Consider the following 25,548-nt stretch of genomic DNA (forward strand, 5'->3'; position numbering starts at 1 on the left):
GTCGCGGAAAACGCAGCCGTCAGTCGGCCGCGGTTCGCGGCGCGACGGTCCCGGTCGTTCCGAACAGGTTCGTCGGATCGTACTCGGTCTTGAGGTCGACCAGCCGCTCGTAGTTGTCCCCGAAGCGCCGTTCGACGGGATCCTCGTTCAGACCTGGGAAGTTTCCGTATCGGCCGGACGCGACCGGCAGCCGCTCGACCTCGGCGAAGGCGGCCCGCGCCCAGTCGACGTTCGCGTCGTCCCCGGACGGGTCCTCCCAGTTCGCTTCGATGGTGAGCATGTACGGCTTGTCGCGGTGTCGGAACGCGGTCGCGTCCGGCGGCACCTCGCCGACCGCGCCGTCGAGGTGCCAGAGGTCGATCGTCGAGAGCGCCGACGGCGTCGACTCGTTGTACCGGAGCATGACGTCGACGACCTCGTCGGTCACGTCGGTGAGGTAGATCGACTTCCAGTAGTACCGGAGGCCGTCGGGATAGTCCTCGTCGAGCATCGACTGCAGGGCGACGTACGGCATCGTGCCGCTGAGATCGGCGATGGGCGTCGCGCTCTCCCGGAGCGCCCCGAAGACCTCGTCGGCGTCCTCGAGGTCGCCGCGGTAGGAGCCGAGCATGGCGACCGCGGGCTCGCCCCACGTCTCCTCGGGGAACTCCTCGAGGGCGGGCACGTGCGCGGCGAAGGCGAGCACGCCCGCCTCGCGGGGTGCGTCGGCGGTCCACTCGAGGTAGCGATCCATCACGGCGGCCGCGTCGTCGGCGTGGAACCAGACGAAGAAGGCGTACACCTCGGGACCAACCTCGTGGAGCTCGAACTCGAAGGACGTGACGACGCCGAGAGCGCCACCGCCGCCGCGGAGACCCCAGAACAGATCCGCGTTCCGTTCGGCGCTGGCGGTGCGAACCTGCCCGTCCGCGGTCACGACGTCGACGCTACGGAGGTTGTCCAGTGCCAGCCCGTACTGCCGGCTCAGGTGGCCGTAGCCGCCGTTGAGCGTCAGCCCGGCGACGCCCGTCTGCGAGACGGCGCCGAGCGCCGTCGCGAGGCCGAACAGTTGCGTCTCGCGGTCGACGTCCCCGAGCGTCGCGCCGCCCTCGACGCGGACCGTCCGCTCCTCGGAATCGACGCGGACGGCGTTCATCGGCGTCAGGTCGACGACGAGGCCGCCGTCGCAGACAGCCGTTCCGGCGACGTTGTGGCCGCCGCCCCGAACCGCGAGCGGGAGCCCCTGCTCGCGGGCGAACGTCACGGCCGCAACGACATCGGCGACGCCGGTACAGCGGGCGACGATCGCCGGATACCGGTCGATCATCCCGTTCCAGACCTGCCGTTCCCGTCCGTACTCCGGGTCCGCCGGAAGGACGACGTCGCCGGCGAACTCGGCGTCGAACGATCGAACCGCACCGCCCGGGACGTTTGCGAGCGCTTCCTCACCGGGTGTTTTGTGCACTGTTCCCATGGTACACGATACGCCGTCTGCGACGATAAGCTAGTTTGGCCGTTTACACGACGGTCAACCGCCCGGATATGACGGTCGGGCGCCGTCCGAAACTGCGGAGCCAACGCTCGGATCACGGCCGTCCGACGCGCTTCTCGAGACTGTTCCCGTGGGGATCATATCTTAATTATTAATTATGTGCATCTATATCGCCGCCGGTGACCTATGGGTACTGAGGGACGATGGCAGTAACGACCACACCCGTAGACGACGGTGCAATAGACGGATTCGGCGAGGGGCTTCGCGGCGACCTGCTCCGACCGGAGGATCCGAACTACGACGACGCCAGAGCGATCTGGAACGGCATGATCGACCGGTATCCGACGGCCATCGTCCGCGCGATGGGCGTGTCGGACGTGATCGCGACGGTGGACTTCGCCCGCGAACACGACGTGCTGCTGGCGATCCGCGGTGGCGGCCACAACATCGCCGGCAACGCGGTCTGCGACGACGGTCTGCTGCTCGACCTCTCGCGGCTGCGATCGGTTCGCGTCGACCCCGAACGGAAGACGGCTCGAGTCGAGCCCGGTGCGACGCTCGCCGATTTCGACCACGAGGCGCAGGCGTTCGGACTCGCGACCCCTCTGGGAATCAACTCGACGACCGGCGTGGCCGGGCTGACGCTCGGCGGTGGATTCGGCTGGCTCACCCGGAGGTACGGCATGACCGTGGATAACCTGCGATCGGTCGACGTCGTCACGGCGGACGGCGAACTCCGTCACGCCAGCGAAACGGAGAACCCGGATCTCTTCTGGGGAATTCGCGGCGGCGGCGGCAACTTCGGCGTCGTCACGTCCTTCGAGTTCGAGCTCCACGAAGTCGGTCCGGAGGTGCTCACCGGAATGGTCGTCTACCGCGGCGAGGACGCCCCGGACGTCCTCCGACACGTGCGTGACTTCAACGAGGACGCGCCGGACGAATCGACCGTCTGGGTCGTCCTCCGCAAGGCGCCGCCGCTCCCGTTTCTGCCGGAGCACATCCACGGCGAGGACGTGATCGTGGTGGTGCCGTTCTATGCCGGCGACATCACCGAGGGCGAAGCGGTGCTGGCCCCGATTCGGGAGTACGGTGACCCGGTCGCCGACGTCGTCGGCCCACACCGATACGCCGAGTTCCAACAGGCGTTCGACCCGCTGCTCACCGAAGGGGCCCGAAACTACTGGAAGTCACACAACTTCAGTACGATTCCGGACGAGGCGATCGATACCGTCGTCGAGTACGCGCGGAACCTGCCGACGGCCCAATCCGAAATCTTCTTTGGACAGATCGGCGGCGCGATGGGGCGGGTTCCAGCGGACGCGACGGCCTTCCCCCACCGCGACGCGGAGTACGGGATGAACGTCCACACGCGCTGGGAGGACCCCGCGATGGACGACCAGTGTATCGCTTGGTCCAGAGAGTTCTTCGACGCCATGGCGCCGTACGCGACCGGCGGCGTCTACGTGAACTTCATCAGCGAGCGCGAAGGCGAGGAGAACCTCGGCTACGGTGAGAACTACGACCGACTGGTCGACGTGAAGACGGCGTACGATCCGGAGAACCTGTTCCGGATGAACCAGAACGTCGAACCGGCCGTCTAACGGACTCGACGGCCGCAGTTCCGGATCGCCGCCGGGTCGGTGAGAAGCGGCGTTACTCGAGGACGGGCAGTCCGTTCGCTTCGAGGTAGGTGAACAGGCGCGTAAGCGCGAGTCCGACGGCGACGATCCCGACGGTTACGATTGCGACTGTGACGACGTCCTCGGGGACGCCGATCGACGCGGTCAGCAGCGACGCCGCGAACGCGAGGGCGAGGACGGTCGTCAGTGCCGAGAGCGTCTCGCAACTCAGCGTCGTCCACGTCGACCGCTGGACGTATCGATTCTGGACGGCGTTACGTTCCATGGTAAATTGTTAGAACTCCATCACCATAAGTCCTCACCACCTACCTCTCGCTCCGGATCTCTGGAAAGTAGTAGAAAACTTACATCTATTATCCCCCGACACCGTCGTGGGGTATGGACGAGCCAGTAGCGTCGACGGACGGGGGAAGCGACGACGGGTTCGACGGCGACGAACTCGGAGTCGGAATCGCGATCGGGCTGTCGATCGGTGTCGCTATCGGCGTCGCGACCGACGATCTCGGACTCTGGATTCCGGTCGGCGTCGCGCTCGGCGTTGCGCTGGGGGCGGGATTGGGCGGACGCGAGTGAGTCACGTCCCGTCGGCGGTCCGAATCGTCACCCGCTGAGCGTCGGTGTCGTCGTCCTCGCCGCGCTCCTCGGAGACGATGTACTGCACCTCGACGATCAGGGAGTCGTCGCTGTGGGGTTCGATCTCCTCGTAGAGCCGATCCGCCAGCCCCGACTCCGGTTCCGGATTCCGAGTGGTGACCGTGACGACGACCCGCTCGACCGACTGGATCGGGTAGTCGCCGTCGAGTTCGACCGCGACGTCGTCCGACTCGAGGCCGTCGTACTGCGGTTCCGCGAGCACCGCCTCGACCTCCTCTTCGGCCGCCGACTCGAGTTCGGTCGTGTGGAACTCGAGCAGGGTGACGCCGGCCAGCGGCGCCGCGAGCACCAGCAGTCCGACGCCGAAGATCGCCGCGTAGGTGTAGGTCGGCGTCCGCGTGGGTGAGACCTCGAACAGTCCCTGGGGGCGGTAGCCGGCGATCCAGAGCGTGGCCAGCGCGGCGAGGTTGATCGACAGGAGGTTGACGATCACGAGGACGGCGGCGCCGATCGCCGCGCCGTACATCCCCCAGGCGACCGTGATCCCGACCGCGGCCGACGGCGGAATGAGCGCCGCGGCGATCATGACGCCGACGATGGCCTCCGAGAACCCCCGCGTGAGACTCAGGATACCGGCGATCCCGGCGCCCAGCGCGACCGCGAGCGAGAACAGGTTGGGCGCGACCCGCTCCTCGAGTTCGGTGGCGACGACGATGTCGACCCCCGCGGGCTCGAGGCCGGCGAACCGAGCGAGCGTCGCGAGGGCGATCGAGGCGACGACGACCATCGCCACGCCGACGATCTGGTACCTGAAGCCGGTCGACTTGAGGCGAGCGTCGCCGGTGACGATGCCGACGTTGGCGGCGAGCGCGGGTCCGAGTAGGGGCGCGATGACCATCGCGCCGATCACGACCGCCGGCGAGTCGGCCAGCAGCCCGGCAGTGGCGACGACGGCGCTGATCAGCAGCATGACGGTGTAGATCGAAAACGGGGGCGTCAGTTCGTCGGCCTTCGTGCGCAACACCTGCCTCGAGGTGCGCGCGCCCAGCTGGCCGCCCCGACTGTACCGGTCCCGGAGCGTCGAGAACTGCTCGGAGAGGACCGTCTCCGCGTTGATCACGACGACGCTGGCCTCGTCGCCGATCCCCGCCCGCTTCAACCGGTCGAGCAGCGGTTCGACGGCCCGCGTCGGGACCGGAAACCGGACGACGGCGGCGTACCCCCGACCGCTGGTCTCGTCGCTGACGACGTAGTCGATTCCCTCGTCCTCGAGGATCTCGAGGACGACCTCCCGCTTCCCCTCGGGCACCGTTACCTCCAGATATCGCATACGGTGGCCACAGCGAATTCGTAGAAAGTAGTACGGGCGGCAGGAGACGGGGAGGCGGGGACGGGAGGGTGAGCGAGACCGCAGCGACTCGTGCGAACGGCGTCAGTGGTCGGTACCGACGATCCCGCAGGCGATGGCGTCCGGATCGCGGATCTCCTCGGCCTCGACCGCGTCCGGATCCAGCAGGAGGATCGTGTCATCGGGCATCTCGTCTTCGACCTGAACCGCCTGTCCCAGAACGTCCTCGAGCTCGTCGACGTCGTCGATGTCGAACTCGCGCTCGACGAGCAGTTCGGCGTTAGCCCGCGAGAGGACGAAGACCAGGTCGCCCGGCGCGGTCCCCTCGCTTTCCTCCGCCTCGAGCAACTCGGACAGCGCGTCGGCGGTGACGCCCTCGAGCGAGCGGATGGTCACGCGCTCGGTGTCGGAGCCGGGCGCGTTGTCCGACTGGGTGCGCAGGCGCGCAGCCAGTTCCTCGAAGTCGGTGGCGGCGTCGATCGGGGTATCGCTACTCGAGCCCATACGGGAGCGACAGTCCCGCCGGTCTTGAGGGTGGGGCTGGCCAGTTCCGGCCGCGACAGCCGCGATCGACGCCGCCGAACGCGGTCGGAAGCGACGTGTCAGGAACGGCGCGTCCCGATAGCGATCATCCAGAACGACCCGATGGTGACGACGAACGTGAGAGCGACGGCGAGGGCGAAGCCGTTGGTGTACGCGACGCTCGCGGTCCCGAGCGGCGGCATCGCCAGCGCGCTGGTTCCGATGGCGACGTTGAACGTGCCGACGATGGCGGTCCCCCTGTCGGCGCCGTAGATCCCCATCAACAGCGGGATGTACAGCGTCGCCGTCCCGCCCAGCCCGATTCCGAGCAGGAAGACGCCGACGGCGAGCACCGGGAACTGCGGGGCGAAGAGCAGCAGGACGCCGGCGGCCGCGGACGCGAGCGAGGCGAGAAACGCCCGTCTGGCTCCGGCCCTATCGGCGAGGTACCCGCCACCGATCCGCGAAATGATGCTGACGCCGCCGACGAGTCCGAACGCCGTCGAGGCCCCGGCGGCCGTCAGGCCGCGGGCGGCGAAGAGATCGACCGCGAACGCGGCGAGCAGCTGGTACCACGAGAACGCGAGCGCGATGCCGACGAACAGCAGTTGGAACGTCCGCGTCCCGGCCAGCCGTCCGATCCACTCGAGGACGTCGCCGCTCGTCTCCGTCGCGCCGTCCGTCCACGGCGGGCGTCGGCACGCGATCCCCGCGAGGAGGAACGCGACCGCGGTCGCCGCCATGACGGCGGCGAACCCCTGACGGACGCCCAAGCGCGCGATAACGGCCTGCCAGACCGGCGGCAGGAGGGCCAGTCCCAGCCCGTTGCCGACGAAGATCAGCCCCGTCGCGGCGCCCCGTCGCTCGTCGAACCAGCGCGGGACGATCGACGCGAGCAGGACGTACACCGTCCCGAGCGCGAGACCGAGCAGCGCGAACACGAGGCACAGACCAAGATACGACCCCGTGAAGAACAGCGCGGGCGCGATCGCAGCGGTGACGGCCGCACAAGCGAGGATCACCGGACGGGCCGGCAACCGCGCGGCGAAGACGCCGACCGCGCCGGCGCCGATGAAGAAGGTAAACAGCATGATCGAGAAGACCGTCGAGAGCGCGACTGGCGAGACGGCAAAGGTCTCGCTGAACGGCTGTCGGAAGATGCCGTAAGAAAACGGCGTGCCGAACGTGAACACCATGCCGATCGCGCCGGCGACCGCCACGAGCCAACTCCGTCGGCTATCGGGCCGCTCCGTCTCGTCGTTCGTCACGTCGAGTCGTACCCCTCCGCCCGGCGAAAACGTTCTGTTTCGAATCGCGTGCGAGGCGGCGCGACTCGGCGATCAGGTTACTGGTACTCGGGAAGGCGATCGGACCGGTCGGAGCCGTCGACGAACGGCAACTCGGTCACCGTCGCGGACACCTCCTCGCCGCCGACGCGGACCGTCAAGTCCTCGCTCTCGAGGCCGTAGTCGACGACGGCCAGCGCGATGACGGCCTCGAGCAGCGGGCTCTCGCCGGCGCGGGTCACCTCGCCGACGGTGGCGTCGCCGTCGAAGACGGCCGCCTCAGCGTCGGGAACCGCTGGCGCCCCGTCCTCGTCGTCCTCGCCGTCGCTCGCGGCGCCCTCGAGCGTCAGCCCGACCAGTTTCCGGCTGGGCTGACCGCGGTTCTCGACGCGGGAGACGACCTCTTGGCCGACATAACAGCCCTTCTCCCAGTCTAAGGCGTTGCGCAGGCCGAGCACGTTCGGGAGCGTCCCCTCGAGTTCCGTCTCGAAGAGGGGGGAGCCGGCCTCGAGCGCGAGACTCTCGAAAGTGCGGTAGCCGAAGGGGGCGGCGTTGAGTCCCTGGGTCTCGAGAATGTCGTAGACGTCCTCGGCGGCGTCGGCCGCACAGATCACTTCGTAGCTCTCCTCGCCGGTCAGCGCGTCGGTGCGGATGACGGTCACGCCCTCGTCTCCCATCGTCCCGCGGACGAACGAGTAGCGCTCGTCGGGCGAGGCGGCGCCGTTGAGGACGCTGGCGACCTTCTCGGTGGCCGTCGGGCCGTGGATGCCGAAAATCGCGTAGTCGTCGGTCGCCAGCCGAATGTCGACGTCCTGAATGAAGACCTTCTCGGACCAGTCCTCGACCAGCGGTTCGGCCTCGGAGGGCGGCGTGAAGAGGAGCAGTCGCTCGCCCGCGTTGTAGACGTAGAGTTCGATCTCGACCCCGCCCTGCGGGTCGAGGACGAGCGCGTAACAGCCCCGGCCGTCTTCGGCCGGCACGCGGTTCGAGACGACGTTATCGACGTACTCGAGTCGATCGTCGCCCTCGACCACGACGACGCCGTAGGCCATCTCGATCAGGCCGACGCCGTTGCGGACCGCCCGGTGGGCCCGTTCCGGGCGGCCGAAGTGTTCGACGATCGTTCGGCCGTCGCGCTCGCCGAACGCGGCCCCGTGCTCCGAATGAATCGCCTCGATAACGGTCATACGGGTGTACAGGTGCCTGCGCCTCTCAGGCGTTTCGATTCAAAAGGGGAATCGATCGCGAAGCCACTCGCCGATCGTCTGGTCGTCGTCCTCGTCGGTCGGCGCCTCGGGGATGACCTGCTCGTCGGGCTTGATCACGGTCTCGCTGCTCCCGGATTCGACGACGATCAGCCCGTCCTCCTTGAGCGTCGAGAGCGCCGTCTCGAGTTCGTCGATATCGACTTCGACCGCCGCCCGGAGTTCGAAGACGCTCATCCCCTCGTCGGCCCGATCGACGAGCGCGTCGAGTACCGCCACCTGCGTCCTCGTTCGGTCCCGGTACTCCCGCTTTGCTCTCATTCGTCGGCGTATTCGACGACCGGGGATTTGACGTTTGTCGTTGCTCGGTCGATGAGCGGAGTGAGATCGTCCGCGCGCCGATCGGTTGCGTCGCCGTCACGATCGGGTTCCCAGAGGCAGCACGTTTTTTATGTGATGACTGGGTACGGTGAGACAATGGCCCTTCGATGTTCGTTGCTCGGACACGACTACGGAGACCCCGAAGTCGAACGCGAGCGCGAAGAACGGGGCAGCGAGGTCGTCGTAACCGTCCAGGAGTTCGAAGAGTGTGCCCGCTGTGGCGACCGAAACGTCCTCAGCGAGAACACGGAGGTCACGAGCCTCTCCGCTGCGACGGACGCCGATTCGCTCCCCCCCGAGCCCGAACCCGAGACAGCGATACCCGACAGCGACGCCGAGACTGTCGAACCACCGACCGGCGCGGCCGACGAGGTCGGCACCGAGGTCGCCTTCGGCGACGACGCTGACGACGACTTCATCGACGCCGAGGCGGCCGAACCGGCGGCCGCCGCGGACGAATCGACCGACGACTTCGACGTGCCGACCGACGAGAACGGCGACCCCGTGACCGACGACGGCGAGATCCTCGACGACGATGACGACAACCGCGTCCCCGCCGACCGCGAGCGCGACCACGGCGAGTGGCCCGACTCCGACGACGTCGGTCCGCCCGTCGGAAGCGAGAACGAGCCCTCGGGGTGGCCCGACTCCGACGAGGGCGGCGACCGCGAGGACGACCCCGACGTCCCGATCGACGCCGAACTCGAGGACCCGGTCAAACCCGACGAGACGGTGACCGACGACGCGGTCGTCCTCGAGGACGACACCGGAACCGTCTCCGGCGGACGCGGCGAGTCGACCGCGGCGGCCGACGCCAGATCCGTGACCGCGGAGCCGCCGAACGCACCCGAAACGCAGGGGTCGCCTGACGCGGGCCCGGCGACGGACCGCGAGTCGGCCGAGAGCGGAGCCGCGTCGGGCAGCGGAATCGAACGTGCGGGGTCGGCGCCGACGCCCAGCCAGAGCGACGGACCGCTCGAGGACGTCCTGACCGAGTTCTACTGTCCCCGGTGTGACTACGTCTCGGACGGCAACCGAGGGTCCCTGCGCGCCGGCGACATCTGTCCCGACTGCCGAAAGGGATACCTCGGCGAACGGGAACGCCGCTGACAGGTCCGCCCGACTCCGCGGCCGCGACACAGAGCGCGCGCTCGTCACTGTTCTCGAGGCGCGTGTTGGCTGGTCGGTACGTCGGCTATGAAAAGAGGTAAACACTCCGCCGTGTATCTCCAATCCATGAAGGAGTACAAGATGCGACGCGGTGAGTATCTCGAGGAGCGAATCCCCGATATGGAGTCGACGGTCGAGGAGTACTTCGGCCCCATCACGGGGACCGAGGAGTACAAGGGGAGCGATCTCTACGTCATCGGCGAACCCGACAACCCCGTCTTCGAGAAGATCGTCGTCGGAACCGTCGAGTACTCCGGGAAGAAGGACAAACTCGGCGTCGAGTTCTACGAGCGCGATCCGACCGAACTCGGCCCCGAAGAGCTCGAGGCCGCCGCCGACGCCGTCGACATCAAAAACGACTTCCTGCTCGAGGCGACCGCCCGGGACGCCAAGGCCCGCCGCGACTCGATGAAACGGTCCGTCGAAGACGATCCGGATCACGACTTCTAAGGCTTCACAGCGGCAGTAGAACACCGCTCGAGGGAGAGCCGCCGTCTCGTGACGAGGTCGAGAGCGACGACTAGTCGCGCTCCTCGCGTCGTTCGTGAATGTTGACCAGCCCGGCGCCGGAGCTCCGGCTGACGATATCGACGACGTCACCGACCTCGACCGCGTTGAATTCCTCGCGGACGAGCGTCGTCTCCCGACAGTCGTCGCCGTCCAGCGCGCAGGCGCGAATTCGGTACTCGACGATCTCGTACTCGGCTTCGAGTCGATCGGCCATCGAGTCGGGGACGACCAGCGGCTCGTCGGGGTCGATCTCGTCGGCGATCGCCTCGTGGGGGTCGTCGTAGGCGACCCCCTCGTCTGGATCGTAGCGTCGCACGACCGCGTCGATCGGCTCCTCGCCGTCCCACGGGTGGAGCCGAACAAATTTCCGCGTGATCTCGACGCGATCGGCGATCCCGAGGCGGGTCGCACACCCCGCGAGCGCGATCGACGGCACCGCGGCGAGCAACGCGCGTCGGTTCACTACTCAGAGGGTATTCGGAGGACCCTCGAGTAGCTTTCGCCGGCAGTGGGAGACGACGCTTCGAAACGGCTATTGTCGGCCCGTCAAATCTCCGGATAATGGATTTCGTTTCGTTCCTGACGGCGACGCTCGTCGCCCACTTCGGGTTCGCGATCTTCGTCGCCGGCCACGCCGCGCTGACCGACCGCGATGCCGGCTACTGGCCGTATCTGACGCTCGCGCTGGGCATCGCGGGGCTGGCCGGCTACTTCTTTTACGACGGCGAACAGTAGTCTCGAGCTCTCGAGTTGCGCCTCGAGGACGAAACGCAGGGAGAGCAGAAACGAGGCGCGTCTGATTCGACCGGACTCAGGCCAGGAAGACGTGGCGCGGCCGGTCGGTCAGGACGTCGCGACCGAACTCGACGGCCTCCGAGAAGGCGTCGCTGCGGAAGAACTGCATGGCGTCCTCGCGGGAATCCCAGCGGCTGGCGATGAACATGTCGTTTTCGTCCTCGCGGTTGATCAGGAGGTCCGTCTTGCGGTGACCGTCCATCTCCGCGAGCAGTTCGCCGGCCTCCTCGAAGGTGCCGAGGAAGTCCCCGCGGTGCTCGGGCTTGACGGAGTAGAACATCCCCATCGTGCCCCAGGAGTCGCCCTCGTCGTCGCCGGCCTGTCGGACGATATCGGGCAGGTCGGCGAGGAATCCCGCCGCGGTGCTCGCGGCCCGTTCGGTCTCCCAGAGGCTGACGACGGCGGTTTCGCTGTCGTCGCCGCCGTCTTGCGGTTCGTAGACGGCCGTCTTCACGTGAGTGTCGTAGTGATCGAAGTTACCGCGGAGGCCGTCGACCTCCTCGAACAGTTCCTCGGCGTCGGCCGCGGAGTAGAGCACGACCGCGTGGACGTCCTCGCCGTGGGGCTGGCCGGCGTAGACGCCCATATCCTCGAGTTCGCTGCGGAGATCTTCGTCGTCGTCACCGTGCGGACCGCCGGAGCCACCGTGGTCGCCGCGGCCGCTCGAACTCGAGTCGCCGTGGTGGTGGTCACCGGAACCCTCGTGGTGACCGCCGCTCTCGCCGTGGTGGTGACCACCGCTCTCGCCGCCCGCGTGCGGATGCTCGCCGTGGGACTCCTCGCCCTCTCGGGGAATCCGCTCGCCCGCGAGGAACGCGCCGAGATCTTCCGGCGGGAACCGGCGGGCCGAGAGGAACCGGCCGAACTCGGCGAATCGGGAGCTCGAGGGGTCGAAGCGCATCTCGTAGAGGAGTTCCTTCACGTCGGTCGGATCGTCGCCGAACAGGGTGACGCCCCACTCGAAGTCGTCGAGGCCGATGCTGCCGGAGATGATCTGGGTGACCCGGCCGGCGTAGTCTTTCCCGATGTCGCCGTGCGAGGAGAGGTGCTCGGCGCGCTCGTCGAAGGGCAGATCGTACCAGTTGTCTTCCGGCCCGCGCCGCTTGTCCATCGGATAGAAGCTCAGGAACTCGCTGTCGGGAATCTCGGGTTTGAGCCGGGTTTCGATGTAGCGCGCCATGCCGGTGTCCTCGACCTCCGCGTCCTCGTCGAAGTAATCCTGGGACATGTAGCCCGAGACCTCCGTCACGGAGAGATAGGAGTCGGCGCGTTCGGTAAACTCCGCCAGCGCCGTCCCTTCGAACCGACGCTCTAACGCGTCGAGATCAGCCAGCGTCGGACGGAGGTGGAGCACGAGGAGGTCGGCCTTGTGGCCGAGTACCGCGAACGTCGCGGAGTCGCCTTCCTCGGCGTCGGCGACCGATTCGGCGGCGGAGAGATACTCGATTCCCTCCTCGATCGCTCGCGAGCGCCGGCGTTCGGGGGCGTCTCGCCAGGCGTCCCAATCGATCGACCGGAAATCGTGCAGGACGTACCAGCCCTCTTCGGTCTGTGGCGGCTGCCGTCGTTCCATGGACGGCGGTTGGGACGGCAAGGCCAAGAAGGACGGGGTTTCGGTTCGATTGGCAGGGCGGCCGAGCGGCGCGAACGCGGGACCTGACGCCGAACGCGTTCGGTTTCCGGCACCAGGGTCGGCGGCTTCGTCGACGGGTTTCGAGTGGCTCTCCTGGGGACAGAACTCCTTTCAGTCTGCCCGTGTAACTCAGGCGCACATGCGGAAAAGTGGGCCGCCAAAGGGACTCATCGCCTATCTCGTTCTCGAGCTACTCGAGGAGAAGCCCCGCTACGGCTACGAGATCTTGAAGGAGATCCGCGAGATCAGCGGCGGCCACTGGGAGCCGTCCTACGGCTCGGTCTACCCCATCCTCTACAAGTTCGAGGAGAAGGGGTGGGCCGAGCGGATCGACCGCGAGGACGAACCCGATCGGAAGTACTTCGAGCTCACCGACGAGGGGTACGCGGAGCTGGCGGATCGGCGGGAGAGCTGCGCCGAGAAGGCCCGCGACTTCGCCGACGTCATCCTGGGCTTCTTTCACGTCTACGCGGCGTTCTCGACGGACGAGCGGTTCGAGGTTCCCGACCGGGACGGCGAGTGGCGCTTCGACGAGGCCTGCAGCGCGTGGATCGTCGAACAGCTCGCCCGTCACCACGAACGCTACTTCGACGCCGCGTTCGAGCGCATCGAGGCGACGCCCGAGGAGTTCTCCGAGCGCCACGGCATTGCCACGGATCCGGACGAGGGGGCGTCGACCGACGACGGCGACACTTCGGACACAGAAACGGAGTGACCGTCGACGACGAGCGCGATACCGAGCGATAGGTCAGAAACAGTCCAGAGAGCGGCGGCGCGAGTGTCCGACCGGTCTACTGGAGCAACGGAACGGACAGCATGAGCACGAAGCTCCCGAGCATCGTCAACCCGACGGCCGTCGTGACGGTGCGGACGTGCCCTCGGGTCGTCTCGAAGGGGAGCCGCGAGACGATCGCCTCGGTGCTCGTCCGGAGGATGTGGCCCCCGTCCAGCGGGAACGCCGGAATGCAGTTGAAGAAGCCGAGCTGAACGTTAATCCAGCCGGTCCAGAACAGGATGTTCGCGACGAAGAAGACCGTTCCGTCGCCGAGCGCCGCCAGCGCCCCCTGCACCTCGTAGAAGTTCTGGACGCCGCCGGTGAAGCCGGCGAAGTTGAAGGGAAGGAGACCGGCCACGGCGCTGACCGGGAGCATCACCGCGAGGACGATTTTTCCGATAAACGAGTTCATCAGGGCGTTGCCGCTGCCGTCCCCGCCGCCGAGAATCGCCAGGTAGTCCTCGGCGGGGTAGAGCTGGACGCCGATATCGCTGAGTTCGAAACCGGACGCGCCGGAGTGGCCGACGACGCCGAGGTAGCTCCCGTCGTCGCGCGGGTGTTCGCCGAGCGTGACCTCGTACTCGACGCGCTCCCCGTCGAGATACCCCTCGAGGGTGACCTCGCTGCCGACCTCGCGGTCGTCGACCAGCGAGATGAGGTCGTCGTAGGTGTGGGTCCGCTCGCCGTCGAACCGGGTGACGATCAGCGACTCGTCGATCGAGCCGGTCGCCTCCCGGAGGGGTCCGTCGTCGGTGACGTCGACGGCGGCCCCGATCGGCAGTTCGCGCTCGAGTTCCTCTCCGTCGCGTTCGATCGTCACGGAGACGCGCTCGTCGTCGCCGACGGCGTCGAAGAACTCGCGTTCGGTCGCGACCGACTGGTCGCCGACCCGGAGGATCCGATCGCCGACCGCCAGTCCGCCCGGCCCGTTCTCGATCGCGGCGGTCACCAGCAGCGAGCGATCGACCGTCACCGTCCGCTCGCCGTTGAGTTCGAGTTCGACCTGCTCGCCGTCGGCGGCGTCCAGTCGATCGGCGAGGTCGTCGTTGGTCTCGACTGGGTCGCCCCCGACGGCGGTGATGCGGTCGTGGGGCTGTACGTCGGCCTCGTCGGCCGGCGAGTCGGGAGCGACGCCGCCGACGGCGGCGCCCGGAGCGACGGCGATCGATCCCGCGATCGGGCCGAACAGCAGGGCGAAGACGAGGATCGTCACTGCGAAGTTGTTGGTGACGCCCGCAGCGAACATCCGCGTCTGACCGCCTCGAGAGGCCTGTTTGCTGCCTTCCTGATCGGGTTCGACGAACGCGCCCATCGGGATGAACGCGAGCATGGCCACGCCCATCGACTCGATCTCGATGTCCTCGACGCGACAGAGTAGGCCGTGGCCGCCCTCGTGGACGACCAGTCCGACCAGCAGTCCGGTGACGATCCCGGGCGTCGCTGAGACCGGCAGAAAGTCGTTAACCCCGGGGAACGGGATGACGTTTCGGGGCTGGTTGATGCTGCTGGCCGGCTGTGGCGACGTCAGCGCCGAAATCGCCCCGAGCGCGAGGACGACGAACATCGCCGCCATCACGACGATGGCGATGCCGACGCCGAGATTCGACCACGCGCGCCAGAACCGTTTGGGCCGCGCGAGACGGTCGAGAAACCGCCGCCCGCGCTTGGTGTGGAAGGTCAGAATCGGCCCCTGTGTACCGACGTACGACGGCAACAGCTCCGCTCGACGGAGCGCGATGATCCCGAACCAGTAGACGAGCAGGCCGGCGACGACCCAGGTCAGGGTCTCCGACCCGGCGAGTTCGGGGACCGAGACGACAGCAGGGAAACCGTAGTCCATCGCTCCTATCTCCGGGAGGCGTTCTCAAAGGGCTTTTGTCTGTCCTGTCGGCAGAACGAGAGACTCGAGGACGCGGACCGCGCGATCAGCGTTCCCTGCGCAACCGGGCGACGACGAACTCGCGGTCGACCTTCGCGAGGAACGGGCCGAGTTTCGGCCCCTGATCCTCGTCGAAGAACAGGCGGTAACCGGCCCCGAAGAAGTCGCCGACATCGACGTCGTGGCGCTTGGCGGTCTCGTAGATCTCGCCCTGAATCTCGTCGGGTTCGTGGCCCGCCTCGATGAAGTCAGCGAGTTCCGCGAGGGCGTCTTCGGTCGCGGCGTCGAAGTCGTGATCGGGGATCTCGGTGCGCTTGAGCTCGTAGTCGAACTCGTTTCCGGTCCGTCGAGCCCAGTTTCGGGCCTTCTCGACGCGCGCGAGGGCGTCCTCGACGGCCCACTCGGGCGCGTCGTCGGGGATGTGGCCCTCCTTGCGAGCGACCGCCTCGCGCAGGCCCGGGTCGTCGAACATGCCGAGCACGGCGGCGAAGGTGTAGGGCAGACGGAGCCGCTCTTCTCTCGTCTCCGCTACCACGAGCGGGTAGACTCGCTTCGCGAACGCCGCCTCGTCCTCGTCGGCCTCGATCTCGTCGAAGTAGATCGCCTCGAGGCGGTCGAACTCGTCGACCAGCTGGTCGAGGCGCTCGATGCTGAAGTCCCGGGCCTTGGAGGGGTCCTTCGCGAAGAAGTACCGCAGTACCTCGGGCTCGAGCAGTTCGAGGACGTCCGAGACGAGGATGACGTTCCCCTCCGAGGAGGAGAACGGCTGGCCCTCGAGGGTGAACCACTCGTAGACCATCGGGACCGGCGGCTCGATCTCGAAGACGTTCCGCGCGACGTCCTGGCCGCTGGGCCAGGAGCCCTCGGCGTGGTCCTTGCCGAAGGGCTCGAAATCGACGCCGAGTTCCTTCCACTGGGCGGGCCACTCGAAGCGCCAGGGCATCTTGCCTTCCCGCAGCGTGGCGGTACCCTCGTGGCCGCAGCCGTCGATCGTCTGGTCGCCGGCGTCCATGTCGGTACAGCGGTAGTCGACGGTTCCGGCCTCGCCCGCATCTAAGTCGACGCTCGTCACTGTCTCCGTGATCTTGCCGCACTCCTCGCAGATCGGGTTGAACGGGACGTAGTCCTCGTCGACCTTGTCCTGGTACTCCGAGAGCACCTCGCGTGCGCGGTCCCGGTGCTCGAGGACGAACCGCGTAACCTCCTCGAGGTCACCGTTCTCGTACATCTCCGTGTTCGACACTAGGTCGATCGGCACGTCGACGGCGTCGGCGCTGTCCTGGATGATCGTCGAGAAGTGGTCGCCGTAGGAGTCACAGCAGCCGAAGGGGTCCGGAATGTCCGTGTAGGGAGCGCCGAGGTTGCGCCCGAGCGCGCCCGCGTCGACCTCGCCGAGATCGACGAGGTTCCCCTCGAGGTCACAGAGGGTGCGAGGCAGCTTGCGGAGCGGGTCGCGGTCGTCGGCGGTGAACACCTGCCGGACCTCGTGGCCCCGCTCGCGGAGCACTTCGGCGACGTAGTAGCCCCGCATGATCTCGTTGACGTTGCCCAGGTGGGGAACGCCGGACGGCGAGATGCCGCCCTTGACGACGATCGGCTCGTCGGGATTCCGCTCTTCTACCCGATCCGCAACGATATCCGCCCAGAACGCGTGACGCTCGTCCTCCTCGAGGTCGCGTTGGAGCGTGTAGGGACTCCCGTCGCTCATTGCTCGTCGACGGCCCAGTAGGTCGGTTCCTCGCCGGCGCCTTCCGGAATGACGTCGGTCCCGTCGTGGTCGCCGTAGCGGACGGCGCGGGCGATCCGGTCGGGGTCGGTGCCGTCTAAGACGATCGTGCGCATCCCCGAGCGCTCGATGATCTTCGCCGCCAGCAGGTCGACGGGCGCCGAGGCGCCGGCGTTCATCTCGAGACCGGCGATGACGTCGACCAGCTCCGTCGCGGAGAGCGAATCGTACTTGGTCGCGTCGTCGTCCTCGTTGGGATCGGCGCTGTAGACGCCGGGGACGCTGGTCGCGTAAACGAGCAGATCGGCGTCGATGTACTCCGCCAGCGCGGCGCCGACCGCGTCGGTTGTCTGGGCCGGCGCGACGCCGCCCATGATGCAGATGTCGTCCCGGCGGAGCGCCTCGCTGGCTTCCTCGTAGTCCAGCGCCGGCGCGGTCACGGACTCCTCGCTCAGTGCGGCGATGAGCAGGCGCGCGTTGAGTCGCGTGACGTCGATTCCGAGCTGATCGAGTTCGATTTCGTTCGCCCCCAGATCGCGGGCCGCCGAGATGTAGTCGCGGGCGACACCGCCGCCCCCGACGACGGCACCGACGCGACAGCCGTCCGCGATGAGGTCTTCGACGACGGCCGCGTGTTCGGCCACCCGATCCGCGCCCGGCTCGGGCACGAGCACGCTCCCGCCGATAGAGACGACCACTTTCATACTACACCGGTGTAACCGGGTTGCTATCTTAAGGGTTGCCAACTCCGGATCACCGCGCGTGTCTCACTCTCACGGGACGGTTTTCGAGGGGAAAAGCGGAGACCGGACGGCGGCTACTCGAGTGCGGTACGAGGCTCCGACTCGAGCGCCAGCACCAGCGTCTCGCCGTCGCGGTCGAACGCGGTCCCGAAGGGGGCCGACAGCTCGCGCATCCGGTCGCGAGCCCACCGGGCGGCATCGGGGCTCGCCTCGTGGACGGCACAGCCGTCGATTTCCGTGGGATGGAGCCGCAGTTCGGTCGGCGTCCCGTCCTCGGTCACCGCGAGTTCGAACAGGAACCCGCGGTCGTTGCGCAACTCGTCGTCGACCGCGTAGTCGTCGACGAAATCGCCCGCGTCGTAGATGATCGGTGCGCCATCGTAGACCTCGATCCCCTGGAAGACGTGGGCGCTGTGGCCGTGGATCAGGTCGACGCCCTCCTCGACCAACCAGCGGCCGAACGCCCGGAACGAGTCGGGCGGTTCGGTGACCATGTTCGGCCCCCAGTGCAGCGACGCGACCAGCAGATCGGGATCCGTTTCGCGGGCGCGGGAGAGCGCCTCGCGAACCCTGGTTCGCGTCCGTTCGTCGTCGCGGTCGATTTCGATCCACGCGGTTCCGGGCGACTCCTCGTCGGCCGCGTACTCGGGCGTGTTGTCGGTGAACGAAACGACGGCTAACTCGAGGCCGTCGGTTTCGTCGCCCCTGTCGCCGTCGACGGTTACGACCGCCGGCTCGAGCGCCGCGTCGACCGTCTCTCCCGCGCCGGCGCGTTCGATTCCGGCCTCGTCGAGGTTCTCGAGCGTATCCCGCAGTGCCACCGCCTCGTAGTCCAGCACGTGGTTGTTCGCGAGGGCACAGACGTCGATGCCGGCGCGCTCGAGGACCGGCACGGCCCAGTCGGGATCCGCGCGGAAGTGAAACGGCCGGTGGGTCCGCCGCCACTCGCTCCCGCGCGTCGACAGCACGCACTCGAGGTTGATCACGAGTGTATCGAGGTCCCGGAGGCGCTCGAGGACGTTCCTCCAGACCGCGTCGACCGACCGCCGGCGCTGGCGGTCGTCGACCAGTCGACCGAGCATGACGTCGCCGGTGAAGCCGATTCGATGAGACATATATGCGAATCAGTGGCGCAGTTCCAAAGTCCCTGCAGTGCAGTAGCCCTCGGTGACCAAAAACGATAGTCGGCCAAGCAAGTGCGGTAGGCAAAACTGAAAGGGGAAAGGGGAATGCGGGTGGATGTCCAAGCGCCCATCTGCGCGAGGCTTTGTCGACAGCTACAAACCCCGACGTCGCCATGTCACGACTATGCACGTACTCGGCATCTGCGACCGCGGCGGGGACCGCGACGCCGTCGAGCGGGTCTGCGACCGACTCGTCGATCGCCTCGAGCGGGAGGGGCGCGTCGGCGTGGTCAGATACGACGCGACGATCGCGGACGGAACGGCCGTCCACGACTCGACGACGGTCGGCGGCGACGTCAGCTACGAGCTCGGCGCCGACGGAGACTGGGCTGCCTCGGGGACGGGGCTGGGCGTCGGCGAGGCCCTCGATCGGCTAGCGTCCGACTGCGCGTACGCCGTCGTCGTGGGCGTCGAGAACCTCCGCCATCCGACGGTGGTCGTCGGGACGGACGACGCGGACGAAGAGGGCGTCGTCGCGGCTGTCGAACAGCCCGGCGACCTCGATCCCGACGCCGTCACGGCCGAACTCGAGTCGCGCGAGCCCCACGAAACCCTCCACTCGCTGGTCGATCGCGTCAAGCGGTCGCCAACGGCCGATCAGGCGGGCGCGATCGCGACGTTCACCGGCCGCGTCCGCGCGAAGGACGACGCCGAGGACGCGCGCACACAGTACCTCGAGTTCGAGAAGTACGAGGGCGTCGCCGACGAGCGGATGGCCGCCCTCGAAACGGATCTCGAGTCCCGCGACGGCGTGCTCGAGGTCGAACTCTACCACCGGACCGGCGTCGTCGAGGACGGCGAGGACATCGTCTTCGTCGTCGTCCTCGCCGGACACCGCGAGGAGGCGTTTCGAACCGTCGAGGACGGGATCAACCGGTTGAAAGACGAGGTGCCGCTGTTCAAGAAGGAAGTGACGGTCGAGGACGAATTCTGGGTTCACGAACGAAGCTAGTGCTTGATTCCATGAATATTCCGTTCAAAATAGGTCACGCCTCCAGGAACGGAACACGCTATCAGCCATGATAATCGAATCCGCGATAATACGTTAGCGGCGGTTTTAAAAGGTCTCGAGCGCTCTCATCGCTCGATAAATAATCACCGAATCGAGAATAAAACGTCTATAACCCCCCAGATCCCTGAACACAACCGAAATTTCGCTAACCATCCTTCCTTTATAACATATCCCGGCAGCAAGCAGTGGATGTCGATGAGCACGACAGCCCAACCCTCCACGGAAAGCAAGGAACGACGCCTCAAACGCTATCTCCGCGACCGCGCCGAAGACGGAGAGCTATACTTCAAGGGCAAGTTCATTGCTGACGACGTCGGGATGTCCCCCAAGGAGATCGGCGCGCTGATGGTCAAGCTCTCGGAGTCGGCCACCGACCTCGAGATCGAGAAGTGGTCGTACACGAGCGCGACGACCTGGCGCGTCGCACCGGCCTGATCGTGCCCTCGCTACGGTCGAGTAGCCACCGGCCCGCCGTTCGAACGGCGTGACGAACGCCCCTCGAGCAACGCGACACCCTACCGGCCGGCGCGTCTCCGACGCCATCCGGCCTCCCCTGACCGGCCTTCTTCCTCCGTTTTCGTCGGCGTTCGGCCGGCGTGCCTATCGCTCGATGCGCGTTTCGCTGAAGACCTGCCGACGACAGTCGATTTATACGCCGGGCTCCTCTATCACGGATGATGGACGACGCCGATGTCCCCCGGGTCGGTCCGTCGATCGGCGACGACCCCTCGCTCGGGGACGGCCCGCCGCTCGAGCGCATCGAGTCGGTCTTTCGGGTCTATGAGATGCGGGCCGAGGACGATCAGCTGGTGTACTACGGCGATCCGCGTACCAATCCCGAACGGGCGATGGAGGAGCTGTGGCCGATATTTCGCGAAGCGGGGTACGACCCGCAGTTGACGATGCGCCACGGCGAGTACGTCCTCGTCGCCGAGCCGATCAGCCTCGGGATCGACGGCATCCCGTGGACGAACATCTTACTACTGTGTGCAACGATCTGCTCGACGCTGTTCGTCGGCGCGTTCTGGTGGTATCCGGGGATCGATCCGTTCGGTGGTCCGATCGAGATCCTCGGCGCGTGGCCGTTTTCGGCCGCGGTGCTGACGGTGCTCGGCGTCCACGAACTGGGCCACTACGCGCTGAGCCGCTACCACCAGGTCGACGCCTCCCTGCCGTACTTCATTCCCGTCCCGACGATCATCGGGACGATGGGGGCGGTGATCAAGCTGAAGGGGCGGATGCCGAACCGAAAGGCCCTGTTCGATATCGGTATCGCCGGTCCGCTGGCCGGACTCGCCGCGACGGTCGCCATCGCGGTCGTCGGACTCCACCTGCCGCCGGTGACGATCCCGGAGCCGGTCGTACAGCAGGCCGAAGAGGGCGGCTTCCGACTCGGGATCCCGCCGATGCTCGAGCTGATCGCGGTGGCGATCGATCAACCGCTGTACGGCGACGATCCGACGCGCAACGTCAATCCGGTCGTCATCGGCGCCTGGGTCGGCATGTTCGTCACCTTCCTCAACCTGATCCCCGTCGGCCAACTCGACGGCGGCCACATTCTGCGGGCGATGATCGGCGACCTCCACGAGACGGTCAGCGCGCTCGTCCCCGGCGCGCTGTTCGCCCTCGCCGGCTACCTGTACTACATCGACGGCTACGGCCTGCAGACGATCTTCATCTGGATCCTCTGGGGATTCCTGGCCACGCTCCTCGCGTCGGCGGGCGGAGCACAGCCGGTCACCGACGAGCGGCTCGGAACCTGGCGGCAGCTGCTGGGCGTCGTCACCTTCGGGCTCGGACTGCTCTGTTTCATGCCGGTCCCGCTCGAGGTCATCCAATAGCGATACACCCGACGGGCGGGCTCAGTCTCCGATCGTCAACAGCCTGCGTTCCGTCCTCGATACGTTACGTTCCGTGGGTATAGCCCCGATCCGGCAGTTTCTCGCCGTCCAGCGTGATTCCCTCGACGGGCTCCGTGACCGAGCCGATTACCGAGAGATCGACGTCGATCGCCGCCCGCACCGTCTCGAGGGCCGACTCCGGCAGCGTCGCGACGAGTTCGAAGTCCTCGCCGAAGGCGATCGCGCGCTCGAGCGGGTCCGCGTCCGTTCCCTCGCCGTCAGCTAGTTCGAAAAGCGCCTCGGCGACGGGAACCGCCTCCGAGTCGACCGCGAAGCCGCAGTCGCTGGCCTCGGCGAGCTGGTGGAGCGACCGGGCGAGCCCGTCGCTCGAATCCATCATCGCCGTCGCGTGGGGCGCGAGGGCCGCGCCAGCCGCGACTCGCGGCTCGAAGCGAAACAGGTCGTTCGCCCGTTCGACTCCGCTGTCGTCGTCGCTCGCGGAGTCCTCCCGAGCGCTGCGTCCGAACAACTCGAGGCCGGCCGCGCTGCGGCCCAGCGTCCCGGTGACACAGAGCAGGTCGCCGGGTTCGGCCCCGCTACGGCGAACGGGGTCGTCGCTCCGGCCGACCGCGGTCGTCGAGACGGTGAACTCGGAGTGGCCGTCGAGGTCGCCGCCGACGTAGGCGGCGTCGACGCGGTTGCAGACGTCGCGTGCGCCTCGAACGAACGCGAGCAGTTCGTCGCGGTCGAATTCGGGGGCCGCGTAGGCCGCGACCGCGGCGGTCGCGTCGGCGCCCATCGCGGCGACGTCCGACAGCGACGCGCCGACCGCGCGCCAGCCCGCCGTGTAGCGGGTCGTCCCCGTCGGGAAGTCCGTCCGCTCGTGGAGCATGTCCGTCGTGATCACCAGGTCGTCGACGACGGCCGCGTCGTCACCGGCGGCCTCGAGTTCGCCCTCCAGCAGCGACAGGGCGGCGCGTTCGTCCATACGTCCCGTTTCGATTCCAACACGAAAAACGGCCCGGACCGGAGTCCGGGCGGTTCGCGACGCCATGCCCCGCCGGTCGCGGAATCCCTGCGAGCGGTCGCCACACCACCGCTGCGCGGGACAACGATGGCCTTAAATGCCGCCGACGGAAACCACACGCCAATGGCTACGATGTACGACGTTCCGGCGGACGACCTCATCGAGGCGCTCGCCGACGACCTCGAGGAACGGCTCGACGAACCCGACTGGGGCAAGTTCGTAAAGAGCGGTGTCGACCGCGAACTGCCGCCCGAACAGGAGGACTTCTGGGCGACCCGCGCCGCGAGCCTCCTGCGCAAGGTCTCCGACCGCGGCCCAATCGGCGTCGAGCGACTCTCGACCGAGTACGGCGGCGCGAAGGGCGGTTCGAACCGCTACCAGGTCGCCCCCGACAAGCGCGCCGACGGCTCGAAGAACCTCATCCGAACGATCCTCCAGCAGCTCGAAGAGGAGGATCTCGTCGAGACCGCCGAGGGCGAGGGCCGACGCATCACCGCCGAGGGCCAGAGTCTCCTCGACGACACCGCCGGCGAGGTGCTCGAAGAACTCGACCGTCCGGAACTCGAACGCTACGCGTAACGCGAGACGACTCCAGTTTTCACGCCGAACACCCCTCGAGCGCCGACAGTATCGCGTGTCGTCCGAAATCATTTTCCGCCGTGCGAAACAACAATCGTGATAGCAATGAGCGACGCACCCGACGAGGAGAAACTCGAGGAGCTGCGACAGAAGAAAATGGAGCAGCTACAGGAGCAGGCCGAGGGCCAACAGGGCGGCTCGCAGGAGGCCGCCAAACAACAGGCCGAGGCCCAGAAGAAGGCCGTTCTCCGCCAGCACCTGACCGACGACGCTCGCAAGCGGCTCAACACGGTCAAGATGAGCAAACCCCAGTTCGGCGAGCAGGTCGAACGACAGGTCATCAGTCTGGCCCGCAGCGGCCGCATGCAGGGCAAAATTGACGACGAGAAGATGAAACAGCTCCTCCAGGAGCTGAAACCCGACTCCCAGAGCTTCGATATCAAGCGGCGCTGATGGAGCTGGGACTGCTCTACAGCGGCGGCAAGGACTCGACGCTCGCGGCCCTTCTCCTCGAGGAGTTCTACGACGTCACGCTGGTGACGGCCCACTTCGGCATCAGCGACGACTGGGAACACGCCCGCGAGACGGCTGACGCCGCTGGCTTCGACTTCGAACGGCTCGAGCTGGATCCCGACGTCGCCCGCGAAGCCGCCGCGCAGATCCGCGAGGACGGCTTCCCGCGAAACGGCATCCAGGAGCTCCACCAGCACGCCTTGGAGCGGCTGGCCGACCGCGAGTACGACGCCATCGCCGACGGGACGCGCCGCGACGACCGCGTGCCGACGATCTCCCGCGCACAGGCCCAGAGCCTGGAGGATCGCCACGGCGTCGACTACATCGCGCCGCTGTCGGGCTTCGGCCGCACCGCCGTCGACCGGCTGGTCGAGGCGCGACTCGAGGTGACCGTCGGTCCGAGCGAGGAGATCGACCGGGCCGACTACGAGGCGGAGCTCCGGACGATCATCGCCGACGAGGGCGGCCCCGGGGCCGTCGAAGACTGTTTCCCGGATCACACGCAGACGTACGTGACGGGCGTGCATCGGTCCGACGACTAACAGCGGAATCGCTCGAGAGCGCGCTCAGGCAGGGACAGGCGCCGAGTGCTACCGCGTGAACTCGAACCGCGCGCCGCCCGTCTCGCTTTCGGTGACTGACACGGACCAGCCGTGAGCGTCCGCGATGGCCCGGACGATCGCGAGGCCGAGTCCGGATCCGTCCTCGGCCGTCGAGTACCCCTGTTCTAAGATCTTGTCGCGTTCGTCCTCGGGAATCCCGGGCCCGTCGTCTTCGACGAAAAAGCCCCCCGAACAGGCGCCGACGCGGATGGTGACGTCGTCCCGGCCGTGCTCGATCGAATCCTGCTGAGCCTGCGAAGCAGGGCTCGTCGAACCGTGTTCGACGGCGTTCCGAAAGAGGTTCTCGAAGAGCTGTTTCGCGCGTAGCGGATCGACCTGGAGCGTTCGGGAGTCGACCACCTCGTAGGTCGCCTCGTCGGTCGCGGTCGACGACCAGGCGTCGCCGGCGAGTTCGGAGAGCGGTACCTGGTAGGTCTCCTCGACCTGCGTCCCGCTGCGGGCGACCGACAGCGATTCCTCGATCAGTTCGTCCATCCGCGTCAGGGCGGCGTCGACCTCCGTGAGGTGGTCGGCGTTCCCGGTTTGGAACGCCGCATCGAGACGGCCGCGCGCGACGCTGAGCGGATTTCGCAGGTCGTGACTGACGACGCTGGCGAACTCCTCTAACCGCTCGCTCTGTCGGCGCGCCTCGCGGGTCGCGGCCCGCTGTTTGATGTCGTAGATCCCGGCGACGGTACCCGCGCCGACGCCCATCGTCCCGCTCATCAACAGCAGGTACAGCGGCGAGCGGGAGCCGAGTCCGTCGAGGTAGGCGATGTAGAGGTGTAACGCCGCCACGATGAACGCGGCGAGGAAGCCGCCGAGACCGTACGCGAAGACGGTGAGTCTGTCCCGCGCCGAGACGTCCTGAGCGACGAGGAATCGATCAGCGAGGATGACCGCCGTCGCGATCACGAGCGGAAAGATACTCTCGAGTATCGTCCTCGTCGAGAGGGTCTCGCCGGCGATCCGCACGCCGATGGTGGCGGCGAGGACGAATCCGAGGATCGACAGCGGCGAGACCGGGAGCTGTTGACCGACGTCCGCGACCCAGTCATCCTCTTCGAGCCGTTGCACGGTCGTATCTCAGCACGGAGCGAGCTATCAAGTTA

General features: G+C 67.2%; 27 protein-coding genes. 12 read left to right on the forward strand and 15 right to left on the reverse strand.

The annotated features are described in order from the left end of the window. Positions 1-19: 19 nt before the first annotated feature. A complete protein-coding gene (locus HTUR_RS17035) occupies positions 20-1,453 on the reverse strand; it encodes an FAD-binding oxidoreductase (protein ID WP_012944580.1) in 1,434 nt (477 codons plus the stop codon). A gap of 221 nt (positions 1,454-1,674) precedes the next feature. On the opposite strand from HTUR_RS17035, the gene HTUR_RS17040 reads away from it, so the two are divergent. Next, complete coding sequence (locus HTUR_RS17040; protein WP_012944581.1) at positions 1,675-3,072, forward strand: FAD-binding oxidoreductase; 1,398 nt, start codon at positions 1,675-1,677, stop codon at positions 3,070-3,072. 52 nt (positions 3,073-3,124) lie between these two features. Here HTUR_RS17040 and HTUR_RS17045 read toward each other — a convergent pair whose 3' ends face one another. Further along, the gene (locus HTUR_RS17045; RefSeq protein ID WP_012944582.1) at positions 3,125-3,376 is read right to left on the reverse strand and encodes a hypothetical protein; all 252 of its coding nucleotides are present in this window, start codon (positions 3,374-3,376) and stop codon (positions 3,125-3,127) included. A 113-nt stretch (positions 3,377-3,489) separates the two neighbouring features. On the opposite strand from HTUR_RS17045, the gene HTUR_RS17050 reads away from it, so the two are divergent. After that, positions 3,490-3,684, forward strand: a complete 195-nt coding sequence (locus tag HTUR_RS17050) for a hypothetical protein (protein ID WP_012944583.1) — start codon at positions 3,490-3,492, stop codon at positions 3,682-3,684. 1 nt (position 3,685) lies between these two features. Here HTUR_RS17050 and HTUR_RS17055 read toward each other — a convergent pair whose 3' ends face one another. The 5 genes from HTUR_RS17055 to HTUR_RS17075 all read right to left on the reverse strand — a co-directional run bounded on the left by HTUR_RS17055 (position 3,686) and on the right by HTUR_RS17075 (position 8,387). Continuing rightward, entirely contained in the window at positions 3,686-5,035 is a 1,350-nt protein-coding gene (locus tag HTUR_RS17055; RefSeq protein ID WP_012944584.1) for a TIGR00341 family protein, read from the reverse strand. A 102-nt stretch (positions 5,036-5,137) separates the two neighbouring features. Further along, on the reverse strand, positions 5,138-5,557 hold the full coding sequence (locus HTUR_RS17060) for a hypothetical protein (protein ID WP_012944585.1): 420 nt from the start codon (positions 5,555-5,557) through the stop codon (positions 5,138-5,140). Between the two features lie 98 nt (positions 5,558-5,655). Continuing rightward, complete coding sequence (locus HTUR_RS17065; RefSeq protein ID WP_012944586.1) at positions 5,656-6,843, reverse strand: MFS transporter; 1,188 nt, start codon at positions 6,841-6,843, stop codon at positions 5,656-5,658. A 77-nt stretch (positions 6,844-6,920) separates the two neighbouring features. Beyond that, positions 6,921-8,048, reverse strand: coding sequence for a CAF17-like 4Fe-4S cluster assembly/insertion protein YgfZ (gene ygfZ, locus HTUR_RS17070; RefSeq protein ID WP_012944587.1), 1,128 nt, complete (start codon positions 8,046-8,048; stop codon positions 6,921-6,923). 39 nt (positions 8,049-8,087) lie between these two features. Further along, complete coding sequence (locus HTUR_RS17075) at positions 8,088-8,387, reverse strand: DUF6432 family protein (RefSeq protein ID WP_012944588.1); 300 nt, start codon at positions 8,385-8,387, stop codon at positions 8,088-8,090. 156 nt (positions 8,388-8,543) lie between these two features. Here HTUR_RS17075 and HTUR_RS17080 point away from each other — a divergent pair, with 156 nt between their 5' ends. Both HTUR_RS17080 and HTUR_RS17085 read left to right on the forward strand, forming a co-directional pair. Further along, on the forward strand, positions 8,544-9,557 hold the full coding sequence (locus HTUR_RS17080; protein WP_049941789.1) for a DUF7093 family protein: 1,014 nt from the start codon (positions 8,544-8,546) through the stop codon (positions 9,555-9,557). Between the two features lie 126 nt (positions 9,558-9,683). After that, positions 9,684-10,067 carry a DUF5611 family protein gene (locus HTUR_RS17085; RefSeq protein WP_012944590.1) on the forward strand — a complete coding sequence of 128 codons (384 nt, stop codon included), beginning with the start codon at positions 9,684-9,686 and terminating at the stop codon, positions 10,065-10,067. A gap of 70 nt (positions 10,068-10,137) precedes the next feature. Here the strand turns inward: HTUR_RS17085 and HTUR_RS17090 are convergent, their stop codons facing one another. Continuing rightward, a complete protein-coding gene (locus tag HTUR_RS17090; protein WP_012944591.1) occupies positions 10,138-10,590 on the reverse strand; it encodes a hypothetical protein in 453 nt (150 codons plus the stop codon). Between the two features lie 98 nt (positions 10,591-10,688). Here HTUR_RS17090 and HTUR_RS27520 point away from each other — a divergent pair, with 98 nt between their 5' ends. Further along, positions 10,689-10,862, forward strand: a complete 174-nt coding sequence (locus tag HTUR_RS27520) for a hypothetical protein (protein ID WP_012944592.1) — start codon at positions 10,689-10,691, stop codon at positions 10,860-10,862. Between the two features lie 76 nt (positions 10,863-10,938). On the opposite strand, the gene HTUR_RS17095 is transcribed toward HTUR_RS27520, so the two are convergent. Continuing rightward, positions 10,939-12,495, reverse strand: coding sequence for a heme-binding protein (locus tag HTUR_RS17095; protein WP_012944593.1), 1,557 nt, complete (start codon positions 12,493-12,495; stop codon positions 10,939-10,941). 199 nt (positions 12,496-12,694) lie between these two features. Between HTUR_RS17095 and HTUR_RS17100 the strand changes: the two genes are divergently transcribed. After that, the gene (locus HTUR_RS17100; protein WP_012944594.1) at positions 12,695-13,270 is read left to right on the forward strand and encodes a PadR family transcriptional regulator; all 576 of its coding nucleotides are present in this window, start codon (positions 12,695-12,697) and stop codon (positions 13,268-13,270) included. Between the two features lie 76 nt (positions 13,271-13,346). Here HTUR_RS17100 and HTUR_RS17105 read toward each other — a convergent pair whose 3' ends face one another. From HTUR_RS17105 to HTUR_RS17120, 4 genes are all read right to left on the reverse strand, one after another. Then, complete coding sequence (locus HTUR_RS17105; RefSeq protein WP_012944595.1) at positions 13,347-15,170, reverse strand: site-2 protease family protein; 1,824 nt, start codon at positions 15,168-15,170, stop codon at positions 13,347-13,349. 85 nt (positions 15,171-15,255) lie between these two features. Beyond that, positions 15,256-16,917, reverse strand: a complete 1,662-nt coding sequence (lysS, locus tag HTUR_RS17110; RefSeq protein WP_012944596.1) for a lysine--tRNA ligase — start codon at positions 16,915-16,917, stop codon at positions 15,256-15,258. Continuing rightward, positions 16,914-17,639 carry a UMP kinase gene (pyrH, locus tag HTUR_RS17115; protein ID WP_012944597.1) on the reverse strand — a complete coding sequence of 242 codons (726 nt, stop codon included), beginning with the start codon at positions 17,637-17,639 and terminating at the stop codon, positions 16,914-16,916. The genes lysS and pyrH overlap by 4 nt, the downstream gene beginning before the upstream one ends. A 113-nt stretch (positions 17,640-17,752) precedes the next feature. Next, positions 17,753-18,793: a CapA family protein gene (locus HTUR_RS17120; protein WP_012944598.1), complete on the reverse strand. Its 1,041-nt coding sequence runs from the start codon at positions 18,791-18,793 to the stop codon at positions 17,753-17,755. A gap of 193 nt (positions 18,794-18,986) precedes the next feature. Between HTUR_RS17120 and HTUR_RS17125 the strand changes: the two genes are divergently transcribed. The 3 genes from HTUR_RS17125 to HTUR_RS17135 all read left to right on the forward strand — a co-directional run bounded on the left by HTUR_RS17125 (position 18,987) and on the right by HTUR_RS17135 (position 21,715). Continuing rightward, complete coding sequence (locus tag HTUR_RS17125) at positions 18,987-19,814, forward strand: molybdopterin synthase (RefSeq protein ID WP_012944599.1); 828 nt, start codon at positions 18,987-18,989, stop codon at positions 19,812-19,814. 249 nt (positions 19,815-20,063) lie between these two features. Further along, complete coding sequence (locus tag HTUR_RS17130; RefSeq protein ID WP_012944600.1) at positions 20,064-20,309, forward strand: DUF7123 family protein; 246 nt, start codon at positions 20,064-20,066, stop codon at positions 20,307-20,309. A 242-nt stretch (positions 20,310-20,551) separates the two neighbouring features. Beyond that, complete coding sequence (locus HTUR_RS17135; protein WP_049941928.1) at positions 20,552-21,715, forward strand: site-2 protease family protein; 1,164 nt, start codon at positions 20,552-20,554, stop codon at positions 21,713-21,715. A 64-nt stretch (positions 21,716-21,779) separates the two neighbouring features. On the opposite strand, the gene thiL is transcribed toward HTUR_RS17135, so the two are convergent. Then, on the reverse strand, positions 21,780-22,703 hold the full coding sequence (gene thiL / locus HTUR_RS17140; protein WP_012944602.1) for a thiamine-phosphate kinase: 924 nt from the start codon (positions 22,701-22,703) through the stop codon (positions 21,780-21,782). A gap of 162 nt (positions 22,704-22,865) precedes the next feature. Between thiL and HTUR_RS17145 the strand changes: the two genes are divergently transcribed. From HTUR_RS17145 to HTUR_RS17155, 3 genes are all read left to right on the forward strand, one after another. Then, complete coding sequence (locus HTUR_RS17145; RefSeq protein ID WP_012944603.1) at positions 22,866-23,321, forward strand: 30S ribosomal protein S19e; 456 nt, start codon at positions 22,866-22,868, stop codon at positions 23,319-23,321. Between the two features lie 105 nt (positions 23,322-23,426). After that, positions 23,427-23,774, forward strand: a complete 348-nt coding sequence (locus HTUR_RS17150; protein ID WP_012944604.1) for a DNA-binding protein — start codon at positions 23,427-23,429, stop codon at positions 23,772-23,774. Further along, positions 23,774-24,376, forward strand: a complete 603-nt coding sequence (locus HTUR_RS17155) for an alpha hydrolase (protein WP_012944605.1) — start codon at positions 23,774-23,776, stop codon at positions 24,374-24,376. Before HTUR_RS17150 ends, HTUR_RS17155 begins: the two co-directional genes overlap by 1 nt. A gap of 48 nt (positions 24,377-24,424) precedes the next feature. Here HTUR_RS17155 and HTUR_RS17160 read toward each other — a convergent pair whose 3' ends face one another. After that, the gene (locus tag HTUR_RS17160) at positions 24,425-25,513 is read right to left on the reverse strand and encodes a sensor histidine kinase (protein WP_012944606.1); all 1,089 of its coding nucleotides are present in this window, start codon (positions 25,511-25,513) and stop codon (positions 24,425-24,427) included. Between the last annotated feature and the right edge of the window lie 35 nt (positions 25,514-25,548).

It is taken from the genome of Haloterrigena turkmenica DSM 5511, assembly GCF_000025325.1.
Lineage (GTDB): Archaea > Halobacteriota > Halobacteria > Halobacteriales > Natrialbaceae > Haloterrigena > Haloterrigena turkmenica.